Source organism: Corallococcus exercitus, assembly GCF_003611585.1.
Classification (GTDB): domain Bacteria; phylum Myxococcota; class Myxococcia; order Myxococcales; family Myxococcaceae; genus Corallococcus; species Corallococcus exercitus.
This window is the reverse complement of record NZ_RAVW01000069.1, coordinates 13,158-29,307: the sequence shown is the minus strand read 5'-3', so window position 1 is coordinate 29,307 and position 16,150 is coordinate 13,158. Positions and strand designations below refer to the sequence as shown.

12 protein-coding genes are annotated in these 16,150 nt (G+C 68.4%); 7 read left to right on the top strand and 5 right to left on the bottom strand.

Annotation, left to right across the window (positions count from 1 at the left end):
• Positions 1-646 precede the first annotated feature (646 nt).
• Positions 647-1,381 (top strand): glycoside hydrolase family 16 protein, encoded by a 735-nt coding sequence (locus D7W79_RS11775; RefSeq protein WP_120525463.1) that lies wholly within the window; start codon positions 647-649, stop codon positions 1,379-1,381.
• Positions 1,382-1,389: 8 nt separating this feature from the next.
• Here the strand turns inward: D7W79_RS11775 and D7W79_RS11770 are convergent, their stop codons facing one another.
• The gene (locus tag D7W79_RS11770) at positions 1,390-2,820 is read right to left on the bottom strand and encodes an alpha/beta hydrolase (protein ID WP_147441888.1); all 1,431 of its coding nucleotides are present in this window, start codon (positions 2,818-2,820) and stop codon (positions 1,390-1,392) included.
• 399 nt (positions 2,821-3,219) lie between these two features.
• On the opposite strand from D7W79_RS11770, the gene D7W79_RS11765 reads away from it, so the two are divergent.
• The 3 genes from D7W79_RS11765 to D7W79_RS11755 are packed head-to-tail and all read left to right on the top strand — an operon-like array spanning position 3,220 to position 6,333.
• Positions 3,220-4,263: a porin family protein gene (locus D7W79_RS11765; RefSeq protein WP_120525461.1), complete on the top strand. Its 1,044-nt coding sequence runs from the start codon at positions 3,220-3,222 to the stop codon at positions 4,261-4,263.
• Positions 4,264-4,287: 24 nt separating this feature from the next.
• Complete coding sequence (locus tag D7W79_RS11760; protein WP_120525460.1) at positions 4,288-4,725, top strand: type 2 periplasmic-binding domain-containing protein; 438 nt, start codon at positions 4,288-4,290, stop codon at positions 4,723-4,725.
• 18 nt (positions 4,726-4,743) lie between these two features.
• The gene (locus D7W79_RS11755) at positions 4,744-6,333 is read left to right on the top strand and encodes a methyl-accepting chemotaxis protein (protein ID WP_120525459.1); all 1,590 of its coding nucleotides are present in this window, start codon (positions 4,744-4,746) and stop codon (positions 6,331-6,333) included.
• A gap of 27 nt (positions 6,334-6,360) precedes the next feature.
• Here D7W79_RS11755 and D7W79_RS11750 read toward each other — a convergent pair whose 3' ends face one another.
• Together D7W79_RS11750 and D7W79_RS11745 are read right to left on the bottom strand one after the other, a co-directional pair.
• The gene (locus D7W79_RS11750) at positions 6,361-7,095 is read right to left on the bottom strand and encodes a ferritin-like domain-containing protein (RefSeq protein ID WP_158616943.1); all 735 of its coding nucleotides are present in this window, start codon (positions 7,093-7,095) and stop codon (positions 6,361-6,363) included.
• A 302-nt stretch (positions 7,096-7,397) separates the two neighbouring features.
• Positions 7,398-9,194, bottom strand: coding sequence for a DUF885 domain-containing protein (locus D7W79_RS11745; protein WP_120525457.1), 1,797 nt, complete (start codon positions 9,192-9,194; stop codon positions 7,398-7,400).
• A gap of 226 nt (positions 9,195-9,420) precedes the next feature.
• Between D7W79_RS11745 and D7W79_RS11740 the strand changes: the two genes are divergently transcribed.
• Positions 9,421-11,148 (top strand): GMC oxidoreductase, encoded by a 1,728-nt coding sequence (locus D7W79_RS11740; RefSeq protein ID WP_120525456.1) that lies wholly within the window; start codon positions 9,421-9,423, stop codon positions 11,146-11,148.
• 152 nt (positions 11,149-11,300) lie between these two features.
• On the opposite strand, the gene D7W79_RS45720 is transcribed toward D7W79_RS11740, so the two are convergent.
• Together D7W79_RS45720 and D7W79_RS11730 are read right to left on the bottom strand one after the other, a co-directional pair.
• Positions 11,301-13,655 (bottom strand): M4 family metallopeptidase, encoded by a 2,355-nt coding sequence (locus D7W79_RS45720; protein WP_276375348.1) that lies wholly within the window; start codon positions 13,653-13,655, stop codon positions 11,301-11,303.
• Between the two features lie 139 nt (positions 13,656-13,794).
• Positions 13,795-14,694, bottom strand: a complete 900-nt coding sequence (locus D7W79_RS11730; RefSeq protein WP_120525454.1) for a LysR family transcriptional regulator — start codon at positions 14,692-14,694, stop codon at positions 13,795-13,797.
• Positions 14,695-14,788: 94 nt separating this feature from the next.
• On the opposite strand from D7W79_RS11730, the gene D7W79_RS11725 reads away from it, so the two are divergent.
• Positions 14,789-15,667: an aldo/keto reductase family oxidoreductase gene (locus tag D7W79_RS11725; protein WP_120525453.1), complete on the top strand. Its 879-nt coding sequence runs from the start codon at positions 14,789-14,791 to the stop codon at positions 15,665-15,667.
• A gap of 255 nt (positions 15,668-15,922) precedes the next feature.
• On the top strand, positions 15,923-16,132 hold the full coding sequence (locus tag D7W79_RS43610; protein ID WP_158616942.1) for a hypothetical protein: 210 nt from the start codon (positions 15,923-15,925) through the stop codon (positions 16,130-16,132).
• Positions 16,133-16,150 lie beyond the last annotated feature (18 nt).

Below are 16,150 nucleotides of genomic sequence, written 5' to 3'. Positions count from 1 at the left end.
ACCGAGCCTTATCGTGGGCAGCGTCAGATGTGTATAAGAGCCAGCTACAAGCAGGCAGGGGGCTCCACGGGCCTCCGTGGAGCCCCCTGCCTGCTTGTAGGGATCAGGGCCTATGAGAGCAAGCTACAGCAGACCCGCGCTGGAGGCGGCAGGTTCGAATCCCGCCGCCTTTCCGGCCCTGGACGCGAATGCACGCGCGTTTCGTTGGATGGCTGTGAAGAAGCCGTAGGCCTCTCTGGGATTGGGCCTGAGCTGATGCGGCCCGTGTGGAGTGGGGCAAGGGCGTGCATGAGCACGCGGGGCGCACGATTCTTCGGGTAGCCGACAGCAGCCCACCCCCCTTGCCTTTACTCTCAATCCGATGCGCTATTCTTTTCCGTGTGTACTGCCGACGGAGGTGCTCTCCAGGCAGCGCTCCGGACCCACCACAACACTGACGCGTCTGCGAGATAGGGGCCGTGTTGAGGACTCTTTGAACGAAGCACACTCGCCCTGGAGCGAAAAAGGGAAGCGCATCTTCTTTGTGAGGCTCCACTTCTACATGATGGCGCTGCTCATTCCGATGTCCATCATCGCAAAGCTGTTCAGCGTCGATTGGGGGTGAGCCGAACCGGTCCTTGAATCACTCTCGAAGGTGGGGTCATCCATGCGCGGCTCACAGGTCTTCGGTATTGCTCTTGTCTCCAGCATTGCCTTCACTCCGCTCGCGGAGGCGAAGAGCGTCTCCTTCTCGGGCTATCAATGGGAGGTGCGCAGCGGGCAGGGCGGCCCGGGCCCCAATGCCTGGGATGACCGCAATGCCTGGGTCGATACGAACGGCTACCTTCACCTGAAGATTGCCTGGCGTGACGGACGCTGGACGACGGCGGAGGTCTACATGCCGCAGCAGCGGCTGGGGTACGGCACCTACCAGTTCAAGGTGATTGGCCGGCCGGACCTCTTCGACGACAACGTGGTCCTGGGCTTGTTCAACTACACGCGTCCCGACGTGGGCCCGGACGGCACGAATGAAATCGATATCGAGTTCGCGAAGTGGGGCGGCAGTCAGCCGCAGATGGGCAACTGGGCCGTCTACCCCGCGGTGACGGGTGTCCCCTACTCCCATCAGGCCTACCCCATCAGCCTCGGGGGGACCTACTCCACCTACCGCTTCCAGTGGTCGTCGACGCAGGTCTACTTCCAGGCGTTGCATGGCCACCAGGATGGCAACGTCAACCAGATGGCCAGCTGGCTCTTCAACCCGCCGGACTCTGTCCAGCGCATTCCCCAGAACCCCCTGCCCGTCCACATGAACTTCTGGCTCTTCCAGGGACGCGCGCCCAAGAACGGTCAGGAAGCGGAGATCGTCATCGCGGAGTTCAAGTTCATCCCCGCTCCGTAGACGTCAGGTCAAAGCGAACAAGCCGCACGCGGAGCCCGCCGCTTCTGGACGAAGGTGCTCACCGCGGTCTTGAAGCACTCCGGCGCCGTGAAGAGCAGGAAGTGCGGCCCTCCCTTGACGGTGAACAGGGTGACGCCAGCGGCTTCGGGCAGGAGGCGCAGATGGGCCTGGGCGCCAGCCAGGGGCGTCTTCGGGTCCATGTCCCCCTGGAGCACCAGCATCGGCGGAAGCGCGGCGGGAGACTTGCCGAACCACTCGTCGCGCGGATAGGCCAGTGACGTCCGGCCGACGAGCTGACCCGGCAGGCTGCTGACGAACAGGAACCCGGTGGCTTCTGCCTCCACCTGGGCCTGGGTGAGCCCGGGCCGGGCGTTGTTCTCGGAGGCGCTGATCACGGCGACGAGCGGGATGGAGAGCGAGGCCTGCGGGAAACGCTCGAACGGGGCGCCCAGGGCCTCCAGGTCCTGCTCCACCTTCCGCAACGGCTCGAGGTCTCCGCCCTTGAGGCCCGCGAGGACGAGGGGAATCCGCGCCCGCAGCGCCGGGCTGTCCAGCAGGGCTCCGAAGAAGAGCTTCGGACGCCCCCCGGGGACGGCCGCGGACACCTTGGGATCGTCGACGAGCCCCTGCATGGCGGCGACCGCCGAGTCCCCGAGCCGCGCATGGCAGCCCGGGTCCGCGTCGCACTGCGCGAGCACCGCGCGGCCCACCTCGTCGACGACGGCCGAGCGATGACTGAGGTCCCATTGCTCCGTCATCTCCGGAGGAACGAGGGAGTCGAGCACGATTCCATCCAGGCGCTTCGGCGGGGCCACCGTCATCATGCGCAACACCAGCTGCGTGCCGTAGGAGACCCCGTAGAGCCACGTCTTCCGCCCGGCGGAGTAGCGCTCCATCAGCGCGCTCAAGTCGCGGGCGGAGTGGGTGATGGTGAAGGCGCGAGTGCGCTGGGAGTCGGACTCCAGCGCCTCGAAGCAGGTCGCCCACTCGGCGCCCTGGAGCGCGGCGCCCCCCTCACTGCCGGCGGACTCCTCCTTCTGGCAGAGCCGGCTGGAGAAACCCGTCCCGCGATGATCCGGCACCAGCAGATCCAATCCCGGGAAGGCGGCGCGCAGGGTCTTCAGCAGCGGGTAGAACGAAGCCCCTGACTCGCCGGGCCCACCCGCCACCAGCCAGACCTGCCCGGCCGATTTGCCCGGAGCGGGGAACTTGCGCACGAAGAGCTCGATCCGCTCCCGGTCCGGAGCCGCGTAGTCCAACGGCGCGCTGAAGCGAGCGCACAGGGAACCCGCGAGGGCGGGGTCCACCTTCGCGTCCTGGCAGCCGACGAACCCATCGGCGGCACGGGGCGCCGGGCCTTGCTCGGACGCGTGCGCGAGGCTGCCCAGAACGAGGGCCCCCCAGAGGGCGGCCACGGCTGCGAAGGGGGGGGATCTCATGTTCACGCTCCGAGTGGGTCCGGCAACTTCCCAGAGAGGACCCACGAGCGCAATTCATTCGCCTCTGGACCGCGCTCGACGCGAGGCAGGCCTCCGCGCCTGGCCGGCGCCATGTTTCACGGCCCAAGCCGATAAACGGAATAGACAGACATCTGTTTCAATCTCCAAGCAACTGCGGCGATTCCAGGACTGGGGGCGCGCATGCGGATCACCCCTCCCCTCCCCCTGGACAAGGAGGTTCAATTTTCTTATACAGCTGAAATCCACTCGGACAGGCAACCCCGGTCGAGTGGGCGGCGGCGGCCCCCCCGGACGTAGTTGAAAGGCACTTCCATGTTTCATCTGCGATGGCTTTCCCTGTGTCTGGGAGTCCTCCTGTTATCCGGCACCGCGTCCGGCATGCCCCTGGCGGATGGGAAGTTCTTCATCCACGGCTATGGGCACCTGAGCACCGGCAGGACCTGGGAGAACGTCTACCTGGGCGGCAACGACGAGTTCGGCCTGCATGACGTGGGCAGCACGCTGCTGTTCCGGGCGCTCCCCACGGAGCGCCTCGTCGTCAACACGCAGGTCTCCTTCGAGAAGGCGCCCGGCCAGGAGCTGGAGCTGGAGGTGGACTATGCCTTCGCGGAGTACGCCTTCTCCGACAAGTTCCGCCTGCGCGTGGGCCGCAACCAGCTCCCCCTGGCGCTCTACTCGGAGATCTACGACGTGGGCACGCTGCGGCCCTTCAACGCGCTGCCGCAGGGGACGTACGGCCCCACGTCGATTGGCGTGGAGAACTACGACGGCCTGGGGCTCACCGGCCGCATCAACCTGCCGGGAGAGTGGATGGTGGAGTACGACGCCTACGGCGGCTTCCTGGACCTGAAGGAGCCCCTCTCCGAGGACTGTGACGACACGCAGGGCGGGCTGTGCGTCATCGAGTCGCAGATGGCTGGCGGGCGGCTGGCGCTGTGGGCGCCGCTGGAAGGGCTGCGCTTCACCACGTCCGGGTTCGTGTCCCGGAAGCCGATGAAGACGGCCGAAGGCGAGCACGACGTGCTGGGGGTGGTGGGCGTGGGCGCCGAGTACCTGGGAGAGTCGCTGTGGCTGCGGGCCGAGTTCTTCAACCTCTTCTCCGAGCAGGCCAAGGCGCGCACGGGCTACGTGGAGGCGGCGTACTTCGTCACCCCGCACTGGCAGGTGGCCGGACGCGTGGAGGGCTCGCGCACCTGGGCGCCCACCGCCGTGTCCAATGACCTGGTCACGTACCTGCGCCACCGCGAGGTCGCCGTGGGGCTGAACTACTGGTTCGACCCCCGCCTCGTCTTCAAGGTGTCGTTCCACAACGTCATTGGCAACCGCTTCGCCATGCCCGAGCCCACCGACGACCTGGCGGCCCTCCTCCACCCGGAGCCCCACACGCGGCTCCTGTCCCTGGGCACGCAGTTCAGCTTCTAGGCCCGCCCCCCTTCTGGAGACGCCATGAGAACGCTTTCCCTGCTCCTGTTGTGTGGGTTCCTCGGGCTCTTCGCCGGACCGGCGCGGGGCTCACCGTCGGCGACCTACAAGGTCGTGGTCCATCCCTCCAACCCGGTGACGGAGCTGAGCCGCGCGCGGCTCTCGCAGCTCTTCTTCAAGAAGAGCACCCAGTGGGATTCGGGCGCCACGGCGATGCCGGTGGACCTGAACGACAGCTCGCCCGTGCGCGCCGCCTTCTGCGACGAGGTGATGAAGCGCTCGCTGCCCGCCGTCCGGGCCTTCTGGCAGCAGCGCATCTTCTCCGGCCGCGACGTGCCGCCCCCCGAGATGCCGTCGGAGAACGAGGTCCTCGCCTTCGTGCGCGCCAACCCTGGCGCCGTGGGCTATGTGCCCGCGGGCACCCCCACCCCCGGGGTGAAGGTCCTCACCATCCTGGACTGAAAGAGCGAGCCCGGCGCCATGCGATTCCAGCACAAGGTCCTGCTGCTCCCCGTCCTCGCGGCCGTCTTCCTGGTGGCCATCATCGGCCTCTCGGAGCTGCTCGGGCGCAGCACCCGGGGGCACCTGGAGCGCATCGAGAAGGGCTATGTCCCCGCGGTGCTCCTCAGCCGGGACCTGGACGTGCTCCTGCAACAGCTGCAGCGGGGCCTCCAGGACGCGGTGGCGGCGGAGGACCTGGAGCAGCTGGCCGAGTCGGACGCCATCGCGAAGCGCTTCCTCCAGCGGCTGGCCGAGGGGCGCTCCAACCCCGCCATCGCCCCGGGGCGCCTGGACGCGCTGGAGGCGCAGCTGCGCGACTACGTGGCATTCGCCCGCGACACGAGCGAGCGGATGATCAACAAGGACGCCCAGGCCGCCGCCCGGCTCCCGGAGATGGCCGCGCGCTACAACCGGGTGCGGGACGCGCTGACGCGCGCCACCGAGGAGGATCAGCGGGAGATGGGGGCCTCCTTCGCCCTCACGCTGGAGGAGCACGATGGCTCCCAGCGGCGCCTGGTCATGCTGGGGCTCATCCTGCTGGGCGTGCTCGCGTCGCTGTCGGTGTGGCTGGTGGCGCAGGTGGCCCAGCCCCTCATGCGCCTCACGCAGGTCGCCTCGCGCATCGCCACCGAGGGCGACCTCACCCAGGTCATCCACATCCAGTCCGAGGATGAGATTGGCCTCCTGGCACAGAGCATCAACCACCTGGTGCAGCGCCTGCGCACCATTCCCGTCACCCTCCAGGAGTCATTGAGGGAGCTGGCGGGCAGCGTCGAGGGGCTGACGTACATCAGCCGCGAGCAGTCCCAGCAGCTGGCGCTCCAGGCGTCGAGCATCGAGGAGGCGAGCGTGGCCATGCGGGACATCCAGGAGCGGTCGCTGGAGGCCTCGCGGCAGGCCCACACGGTGCTGCAGGTCGCGAAGCGCGCGGAGGAGACCAGCCTGACGGGCCAGGCGCGCCTGCGGCAGAGCGGCGAGGCGCTGGAGCACCTGCGCGCCCAGGTGGGCGAGCTGATGCCGGCCATCGCGCGGCTCACGGAGGGCTCGCGCAAGGCGTCCGCCATCCTGCAGACGGTGAAGGGCCTGTCGGATCAATCCAACGTGCTGGCCATCAACGCGGCCATCGAAGCGGCGCGCTCGGGTGAACACGGGCGCAGCTTCGCGGTGGTGGCCCGGGAGATGCGGTCGCTGTCCCAGCAGTCCCAGCGCGGCGCGCAGAGCATCAGCGGCCTGCTGTCGGAGATGAGCACCTCGGTGGGCGCCGTCACCGCCTCCGTGGAGAGCACCCACCAGAAGATGGCGGAGGGCATCAGCGAGGCGCTCTCCTCCGGGCAGAGCCTCCAGGAGCTGACGGTGGCCGTGCGGGACAGCAGCAGCGCCGCCCAGGACATCGTCAGCTCCTTCACCCAGCAGAACGCGGGCATCGTGCAGATGACCGCGGTGGTGACGGACTTCTCCCGGATGATGAAGGACAGCGTCCAGGCCAACGCGGACGTGGAGTCCGCCATCCAGCGGCTGGAGGTCGCCTTCCAGGGCATCCAGGGCGTCGTCAGCGGCTTCCGCGTCTAGGCGCGAACCGGCCCGCGGTTCCTGCCACTACGCGACCCGGTCGCGCAGGAACCCCCGGGTGAAGTCATCACTCAGGAACTTGCCGTCGAACTCCTCCATCCCCGCCATCCTCCGGAAGGTCTTCTCGAGGATGGACTCGGGCTCCATGCCGATCTGCTCGCCATGGCGTTTCAGCCTGCGCACCTCCCCCACCGCCAGACGCACGAAGAGCTTCCACCAGAGCTTGAGCAGCGCCGTCTTGAAGGGGCCCGCATGGGCCATCAGCGTCTGCACGCCCAGCCGGGTGCCGGCGATGTGCCGCGACTCGTCCTTCAACATCAGGCGGATCATCTCCTTTCCTGTCGGGTCCACTGCGTCCAGTTCCAGCGACCGCTGGAAGAGGGTCGCCGCCAGGGACTCCGTGAAGTAGGTCGCCAACAGCCACCGCTCCACCGGAAGGGGGCCCGTCGTCGCCAGGAACACCAGCGGATCAAAAGCCCGCTGCTTCGCCGGAGGCGAGTCGAGCTTGTTCAAGTAGGTCCGAAAGACGAACAGGTGCTTGGACTCGTCGTAGCACTGGGTGGAGTAGTAGGTGACCATCTCGCTCGTGTCGAACAGGTGCGCGGCCTTGTTCATCAGGCGCTGGATGATCTCAAGCCCCTGCCACTCGCCCTCGTAGAAGTACTGGAGGATCTGGATCCACCCGTCCTTGATGGCGCTTCGTTCAATGGGACGGCTCCAGTCAATGGCGGTCTCGGGGTTCCAGTCGGCCGCGAACGCCATGCGCGAAAGCCCATCCCACGTCTTGGCCGAGGCCTTCTCCAGGAGAGTGTTCCTTGTTGTCATCGCGCACGAGACAAACCCAGCGGGCGGTGCGGCGCGATGCCCGCTTCGATGCGCGCGGCAGCCGCGTGGGATGGTGGACACCCGCGCGAGCGGCGCGTTGAGTAGAGGAAGTTCCAGGACCGGGGCCGCACGGGCGTGGCATCACGACCTGGCCTGACGATCCGAACGTCGCGTGACCCGGATGGCATTGACGAGCGGCGCTCCGAAGCCCTGCCGCTCCCGAGGGACGGCGTCCACCCCTAGCGTGACGCGGAGGGCGCCGCGTCCTCGCCGAGCAGCAGCTGGCGGACGATGGGCACGGGCGGGTAGCCGTGGGAGACGACCGCGTCGTGGAAGCGCTGGAGGCTGAAGTCCTTGCCCCACTTCACCTTCGCGTCCTCGCGCAGTTCCATCAGCATCTTCTTGCCCAGCGCGTACACCAGGTAGGTCGGGTCGGACGTGCCACGGCGCGCCTCGCGCTCCGCGTTGATGCGCGTCATGTACGCCTCCTTCTCGAAGAGGCTCACGGCCTGGTCGTACGTCATCCCGCGCGTGTGCAAGGACAGACCCGCCACGTAGCGCGCCAGCCGCTGGAGGTAGAGCGCCAGCTGGTTCAGCCGCAACCGGTCCGCCTGGGGCCCCGTGCCGCCGTAGCCCTCGTCCAGCATCATCTGCTCCGTGTAGAGGCCCCAGCCTTCGCTGAAGGAGCCTGACCCCAGCAGCCGGCGCACCTTCGACTGGATGCGATTGGTCCACAGGAACTGCACGTAGTGCCCCGGGTACGCCTCGTGGATGGAGACGATGGGCAGCGCGTAGCGGTTGTAGAAGCTCATGTGCTGCGTCGTCTGCTCCGCGTTCCACGCCGGGTCCGGCGGCGTCACGTAGTAGTACGCCTCCGTCGCCTTCGTCTCGAACGGGCCGGGCGTGCTCATGCTCGCGAAGGACAGCGCGCGGCTGAACACCGGCGTCTCCGCCACCTTCGCGCGCACCTCGCTGGGCACGGTGATGATGCGGTGGTCGATGAGGAACTGGCGGATGTCCTCCAGCGTCGCCGTCGTGGTGGACACCAGCTCCGCTCCCGCCGGGTGCTCCTTCCCCAGCTCGCGGTACACGTCCATGGGCGCCTTGCCCGGAGCAATCCGTCCCGCCACCTCGCGGAACTGGTCCTGCGTGCGCTTCATCTCCGCGCGCCCCCAGGCCAGCAGCGAGTCGATGCTCTCGGTGACGCCCTCCTCGTACTGGAGCTTCTGGCGGTACGTCTGCTCGCCAATGGCGAAGTCCCCGTTCGAGCGGGGCAGCAGGTCGTCCTTCAGGAAGCGGATGTACCCGTCGATGGCCTCCAGGCAGCGCGACTGCTCCTTCTTGAAGGCCTCCTGGAGCGCGGCGTCCTGCACCGGCGCGAAGGCCTGCGGCAGCGTCTGCGCATAGAGCGAGCGCGTGCCCTTCACCTGCTCCAGGGCGATCTCCGTCCACAGCTTCGGCGGGTTCTGGAGGTTCGCCGGCGCCACCGCGAAGACCTCCGGCACCACCGCCATGCGCTTCACCGCCGAGCGCATCCGCTCCTCCAGCGGCGCGAAGTCGCGGTTGATGAGCTGGAACACGGCGTTGGACGCGAAGCCCAGGTAGGCGTTCGGGTTGCGCTCCCACGAGCGCACCATCTCCAGGTCCAGGATGCGCGCCCGGAAGTGGTTCTCCAGGATGTCGTAGTCGGCCCGGTCCCCGGGAGGCAGCGCGGCCCGGTCCACCGCCCCGGGCAGCGCCGCGAGCCGGTCCTTCAGGTACGCCAGCTGTGACGCCCGCTCCTCGGGCCGGAAGCCGCGCAGCTCCCCGTCATACGTGTGCACGCCCGCGGACGTGGCGGACATGGGCGAGCGGCGGAAGTGCTCCTCGAAGTGCGCGTCCACGAAGGTGCGCAGCGCCACCTGCGCGGGGCTGAGCGCGGGCGTCGCGGCCTGGCTGGCCGCGGACTCCGCCTGGACCGGTGGGCGTGACGTGGTGCAGCCAGGGGACAGCAGCAGCAACGCGGCGAGGACGCTGGGGGTTCGCAGTGCGTTCATGGAGCCTCTGGGGGGAAGGAGACGCGGGAGCGTCGCCGAAGCCCTCCCGCGCGACAAGCTTCCGCCCTGCCCCGCGTCCCGGAAGAACGCCCTTGCTTCCTGACGTGACGCGGCCCGGGGCTCACGCCCTCCCCGCTTCATCCTCGTGGCGAGTGTCCGGAATGCGGCACGCGTTCTGCAAAACCAGACGCAAGCACCTCCCTCCGTCTCGCGTGAAGAGGTCCCAATGTCCGCCAACTACAAGAAGTTCTTCGCAGGCTCCCGCAACGTCCCGAAGGGCATCTCCCTGGGCTATCCCGTCCCGGGGCCGCAGGAGGCCAGCGCGGATCAGATCGCCGGACAGGCGTTCTTCGCCACGCCGAACGCGTGGAGCGACATCCAGGCCTCCGCGTATGACTTCATCGTGATTGGCACCGGGCCCACCGGCGTGGCCTTCATCGAGCAGACGCTGAAGCACAACCCGAACGCGCGCATCCTGGTGCTGGAGCGGGGCGGCTTCTGGTTGCCCACGCACTACCAGATGCTGCCGCTCGCCTTCCAGGCCGCGACCGGCTCGCCGCCCACTACCTATCCGTGGACGCGCACGACGCGGATGGCGACCACGGAGCTGGAGTTCTTCCAGGCCGGCTACATCCCCGTGCTGGGCGGACGCTCCACGTACTGGAGCGCCTGGTGCCCGGCGCCCGGCCCCGACCTGATGCGCGACTGGCCGCAGGAGCTCATCGACGTCACGCTCCAGCCGGGCTTCTGGGACCGCGCCCGCGCCTTCCTGCACGTCACCCCGGTGGACAGGATCCACGACGGCGTCTACGGCAGCCTCCAGCACCAGCTCGACGTGAACCTCCGCGAGAACTTCAAGCACGCCGTGCCCTCGGCGCAGAACGCGTTCCCCGCGCCCATCGCCGTCGGCAACACTCCGTGGAAGGGGGTCAAGTTCTACAAGTACTCCACCGTCGGCACGCTGCTGGACCTGCAGCAGGCCCAGAAGGCGCTGGCGGCCCGGGGCAAGGGACAGCCGCTGACCATCGTCGACCACTGCGTCGTCAACCGGCTGGTGCATGACGGGCATGGGACGGTGACCGCCCTGGAAACCAGCCGAGGCCCGCTGGCGGTGAGCTCGGCGAAGGTCGTGCTGGCGATGGGGACCATCCCGCCCGCGACGCTCCTGATGAACTCCTTCAAGGGAGCCCTGCCGAACATTGGCAAGCGCTACACTGGGCACTTCATGTCTCACATCACGGCGCGCGTGAAGCGCTCGGCGTTCAAGGACCTGTCCGCGCTGGAGATTGGCGCCACCTACCTGGACGGCAAGGCGCCCAATGGCTTGCAGTACCACGTGCAGGCCAGCGCCTTCGCCGCCGCGAACCCGGAGGCGGACGAGAGCACCATCGCCCACGAAGCGCCGGACGCCGCGGCGGTCGCGTCGATGGCGCAACTGAAGGGCTCCGAGGACTACGTGGTGTTCGTCTGCGCGACCCTGGGCGAGGTGAGCGAGAAGAACCCCGACAACTGGATCCGCATGAACGGCGGCACCGACCCCGCCACCAACATCACCCTGCAGCTCCAGCCCGGGGTGCAGGACCACCACCTGTGGGACGTGCTCGACGAGGCGACGTATCAGACCATCGACGTGCTGGCGGGGCGCGTGGGGTGCTCGGGCCCGGCGCCGGAGGTCGAGTACTGGGTCGACGACGCGAGCGGCAACGGCGGCTCCTGGCAGCCGCAGCGGCCGGGCAAGAAGAGCATCCGCCTGAACATCATCGTGCACGAGGCCTCGCCGCTGTGGATGGGCAAGGACCCGGCGACCTCGGTGGTCGGACTCGACTACCGCCCGCACGGCGTGCACAACGTCTACGTGACGGGTGGAGCGCTCTTCCCGACCTCGGGCTCGTGGAACCCCACGCTCACCATGTGCGGTCTGGCGCAGGACCTGGCGGACCGGCTCCGCGGCTGAGCGGAGGGCCGGACCCGTGGACCTGGAGCGACGTGGGCAGGGCCTCCGGTGCTCCAGGCCGCAGGACTTGCGCGGGTGGATGTTGCACACGAGCACGAGCACCCCGGGCCGCATGACACGCGGCCCGGGATCCACGGCACTACCGGTGCCGCTCAGTTCGCGCGCAGGCCGAGCGCGTAGCCGGAGATGGACGCCGGGGAGGAGTCCTCGTGGTCCTTCGACGCGACCGAGCAGCCCGAGTTCACCGGCTTGATGCGCCACAGCATGTTGCCCGCGCCACTCCAGTTGACGAACGCACCACAGCCGCTGAGCGCATAGCCGGTGCTCAGGCCCACGGTGTAGGCGGGGTGCGCCACCACCGACGACGTGCCCCCGTTGATGACGTTGCTGATGGTGCCGACGCCCGGGATGGAGCTGTTGATGCCAATCGCATACGCCGTCGCCGTCGCGGGCGAGGAGTTGGTGTGGTCCTTGGAGCGCACGCGCCAGGAGGTCGTGGTGGAGGGCGCCGAGGCGGTGGCCAGGTTGCCCGCGCCCGTCCAGTTCACCTTGATGCCGCCGCCCGCCAGCACGTAGCCCGCCGGCAGGGCCGCGGTGACGTCAGGGTGCGCGACATTGGCGCTGGTCGCCGTGCTGACGGCCAGGTAGCCGCGCAGCTGCGCCGGGGTCAGCCCCGCGACCTTCAGGCCAATGGCCCACGCACGCACCTGCACCGGATCCGCGATCAGGTGGTCCTTGGTGGAGACCAGCCACGAGGTCAGGCCGGTGTCCGGATACGACGCGGTCAGCAGGTTGCCCGACGGGGCCTCCTTGCCCTCACCGCCACCGCCAATCACCACGAAGTCGCTGGGGACCGTCACCGTGAAGTTGGTGTTCACGCCCGCGGCCGTCGTCGCGTAGCGCTCGAACACCGCGATGGTGAGCTTGCCGCTGGTGTCCGTCTGCCGGAACAGCTCGATGGCACCGCCGCAGCTCACGCCCACCGAGGCGAAGGCCGACGCCACGTCGGAGACGCTGTAGCCGTAGTCCTGCGCCGCCGTCTGCACGCCGCACGCACCCTGGTTGAAGTCCGTGCTGGGGCTCCAGTACAGGTCATTGGCGCGGGCGAAGACCTGGAAGGCCTTCGGCGTGTTCCAGCCCGGCCTGGTGGCCAGCAGGTAGAAGGCCTTGTTGTACACACCGGACGAGTAGTGCACGTCCAGGCCGTTGTAATAGTTGGACGCGTGGCCGATGGACTGGCCGTCCAGCGGCGGGTTGGACATGTAGCGCAGCGCCCCGCTGCTCTTGAAGATCTCGGCGCCGACGAGGAAGTCATTGGCGCCCCGCATGTAGAACTCGGCGGCCTCGCCCGCGATGTCGGAGTAGGCCTCGTTGATGCCGCCGGACTGGCCGGAGTAGATCAACCCGGAGTTCTGCTCGGTGAAGCCGTGGGACACCTCGTGCGCGCCGACGTCCAGGCTGACCAGCGGGTAGAACGTCGTGTACCCGTCGCCAAACGTCATGGCCGAGCCGTTCCAGAACGCGTTCTCGTAGTTGGTGCCGTAGTGCACCCGCATCGTGAGCTGGAACGTCAGCGGGGCCTTGCCGACGTAGGCCTGATACATGTTGAAGATGACGCTGCCGAAGAAGTGCGCGTCATTGAGCGGCGAATACGCCCCGTTGATGGTCTTCACCGTGTTGCGAGGACAGGTGTAGGAGAACGGGGTGGAGCCGGACGTGCCGCCGTTGAGGTTCACGGTCTGCACGTTGGCGTTGGTCATCGTGCACGTGGTGCCCGACTGCGCCACGTCCATGTAGCCGTAGTTCGTGCCGTACTCGTACTGCCCCGTCTTGACGTTGCCACCAGGGCCGGTGCCGATCAGCACGTGCTGCAGGTTCTCCCACTGCTTGAGCACCCGGCCATCCTCCGCGTCGACGATGACCAGCGGCCGCGTGGGCGCGCCGCCGCCGAGCACGTCCGCGAAGTAGCTGACGACCCAGGCCTTGTGGGCACGGCCATCGTCGTCGACGTAGATCATCAGCTGGGAGCGCTCGTTCTCGAAGAGCATGGCGCGCACGCGGCTGCCCGGGCTGGCCCCCTTGGCGATGTCCAGCGCCTCCGTGGCGGACAGCCGGGGAGCCCCCTGTGAAATCTCCCGCTCCAGGCCGGTGACCTTGCGCCCGAACAGCGCGCGCAGTTCCCCGTTGGCGTCCTCGTTGACGATGACGTGCTCGCCGAAGATGGGCAGGCCCCGGAAGGTCTGCTGGTAGCGGTGGTTGCGCACGCCGTGGTCGCTGACGCTGTCGAGCAGGGTCAGGCCCGAGTCCGCATCCAGGCCGAGCGCCTGCGCATGGCGGGCAGACTCACGGTCGGCGCCACCGGTGAGGAAGGTGGCCGCGTGCCGCTGGCGGATGGCTCCCAGTTCCTGCTGCTGCAGGTCGACACGGCTCGCCGCGGAGGCGGAGCCGGCGGCCAGCATCGACGTCAGGGCCGCGGCAAGGGTTGGGGTCTGGAGAAGGAACTTCACGTCGGACGCTCCTGGGAGAGGGTGAAGGCCAGGGCGGCGTCACGCGATACGACTGACTCAGAACCGCCTTAGCGGAATAACCATAAAAACCTCTTTACTTCCCGTCAATGCCTCACACATACTCACAGTGCGACATCCTTCACGGGGTCTTGATGAAGTCGATGAACGCGCGCAGCGGCGCGGGCACCAGGCGCCGCCCGGGGTAGTAGAGGAACGGTCCCGGGAAGGACTGCCACCAGGGTTCGAGGACGGGCACCAGGGCTCCGCTGTCCAGGTGCGGGCGCAGCCAGTCCTCGAAGATTTGAACGATGCCAGTGCCGGCGATCGCGGCGTCGACGGCGAGGTCCGTCGCCCCGCCCACCCGCACGATGAGCGGCCCCGTGGGCTCGACCTTCACCACCTCGCCGTCGCGCTCGAACTCCCAGGGCGTCGTTGTCGCACCGCTCGCGAACCGGCCAATCAGACAGGCGTGCTTCATCAGGTCCCGGGGGTGCTCCGGCCGCCCGTGCCGCTCCAGGTACGCCGGCGCCGCGGCCGTGGCGAAGCGCTGGACGCGGGGCCCGATGGGCACCGCGATCATGTCCTGCTCCAGCCTTTCGTCGTAGCGGATGCCCGCGTCACACCCGGCGCCGATGACGTCCACGAAGCTGTCATCGGCGATGACCTCCAGCTGGATGTCGGGATAGGTGGCGAGGAACGCGGGAACGATGTGCGGCAGCACCAGCCGGGACGCGCTGATGGGCACGTTGAGGCGCAACACACCGGCGGGCCGCCCACGGAAGCCGTTCACCACGTCGAGCGCGGCCTCCATCTCCGTCAGCGCTGGTGCCAGTCGCTCCAGCAGGCCTTCCCCAGCTTCGGTGGGGACCACGCTGCGCGTCGTGCGGTTGAGCAGGCGGACACCCAGCCGCTCCTCCAGCCGGCGGACCGCGTCGCTCAGCGAGGACGCGCTGCTCCCGCTCAGGCGCGCTCCCTCGCGGAAGCTCCGGGCCCGCGCCACCACCACGAAGGCATTCAAATCACCCAGGTCGACCTTCACTGTCCGCCGCTCCGCACAACCTGTACGGGTCATGCCCTGTTATGCCCGAAGCCTACCGTGGCTATGAATGCCGCATCTCAAAAGGAGATCGAGCATGCCCGGTATCGACGCATCCAGCACCTTCCCCCTCGGTGACCGTCCCGTGAAGCGCCTCGGCTATGGGGCCATGCAGCTCGCGGGGCCCGGCGTCTTCGGCCCGCCCAAGGACCCTGACGCGGCACGGGCCGTGCTGCGCGAGGCCGTGGCCCGCGGGGTGGACCACATCGACACCAGCGACTTCTACGGCCCGCACGTCACCAACCGGCTCATCCGCGAGGCGCTCGCGCCCTACCCCGACGGGCTCGTCATCGTCACCAAGATTGGCGCCCGGCGCGGCGAGGATGGTTCCTGGCTCCCCGCCTTCTCGCCGGAGGCGCTGAAGCAGGCCGTGCACGACAACCTGCGCAACCTGGGGCTCGACGTGCTGGACGTGGTCAACCTGCGGATCATGTTCGACACGCATGGCCCCGCGGAAGGCTCCATCGAGGCGCCGCTGACCGTCCTGGCGGAGCTCCAGCGGCAGGGCCTGGTGCGGCACATCGGGCTCAGCAACGTCACCGCCACGCAGGTGGCGGAAGGGCGCCGGCTGGCCCGGATCGTCTGCGTGCAGAACCAGTACAACCTGGCGCACCGGGGCGATGACGCGCTCATCGACGCGCTGGCCCGCGACGGCATCCCCTACGTGCCGTTCTTCCCGCTGGGTGGGTTCAGTCCGCTCCAGTCCTCCACCCTGTCCGCCGTCGCGGAGCGCCTGGGAGCGACGCCCATGCAGGTCGCGCTCGCGTGGCTGCTCCACCGCGCGCCCAACATCCTGCTCATCCCCGGCACATCCTCCGTCACCCACCTGAGGGAGAACCTGGCCGCGGGCGACCTCAAGCTGCCGGACGACGCCCTCCGGGACCTGGATGCCATCGGCCGCACCGGTCACGCCTGAGCCACGCGACCCGCTCCGCTCCAGCACGCCTCCGCACCATCGAGCTCGACAGCCTCCGACTCCGGGGAGGAGTGAAGGACCGGGCCCCGGGGAGGAGTCCCTGTCCATCAACACACGGATTCATTCACACCCGTGGATTGTCGCCACGAAGCAGGCGGCGCCTTCGTTCAGGGGGAACATGACCGGGAACGAGAGACATCTCACGCCGGGCCGGAAGGCCCCGGGCATGCGTCTACCCTCGAAGGAGTCCAAGGGATGCGCAGTCATTCGACAGGGTTCGTGAGCAGGCTTGGGTGTCTGTGTTTCGGGCTCTTGCTGCTGGGCCTCGCCGCGTGCGGCATGGAGGTGGACGCGCCGCAAGCGGCCCTGGGGCGGCGGTCGTCCGCGCTGGTTGCCGCGCCTCGGGTCGCGGCCGGCGTGTCCCATGCGCTGGCGGTGCGCCCGGACGGCACCGTGTGGACCTAGGGCTACAACGCCTGGGGC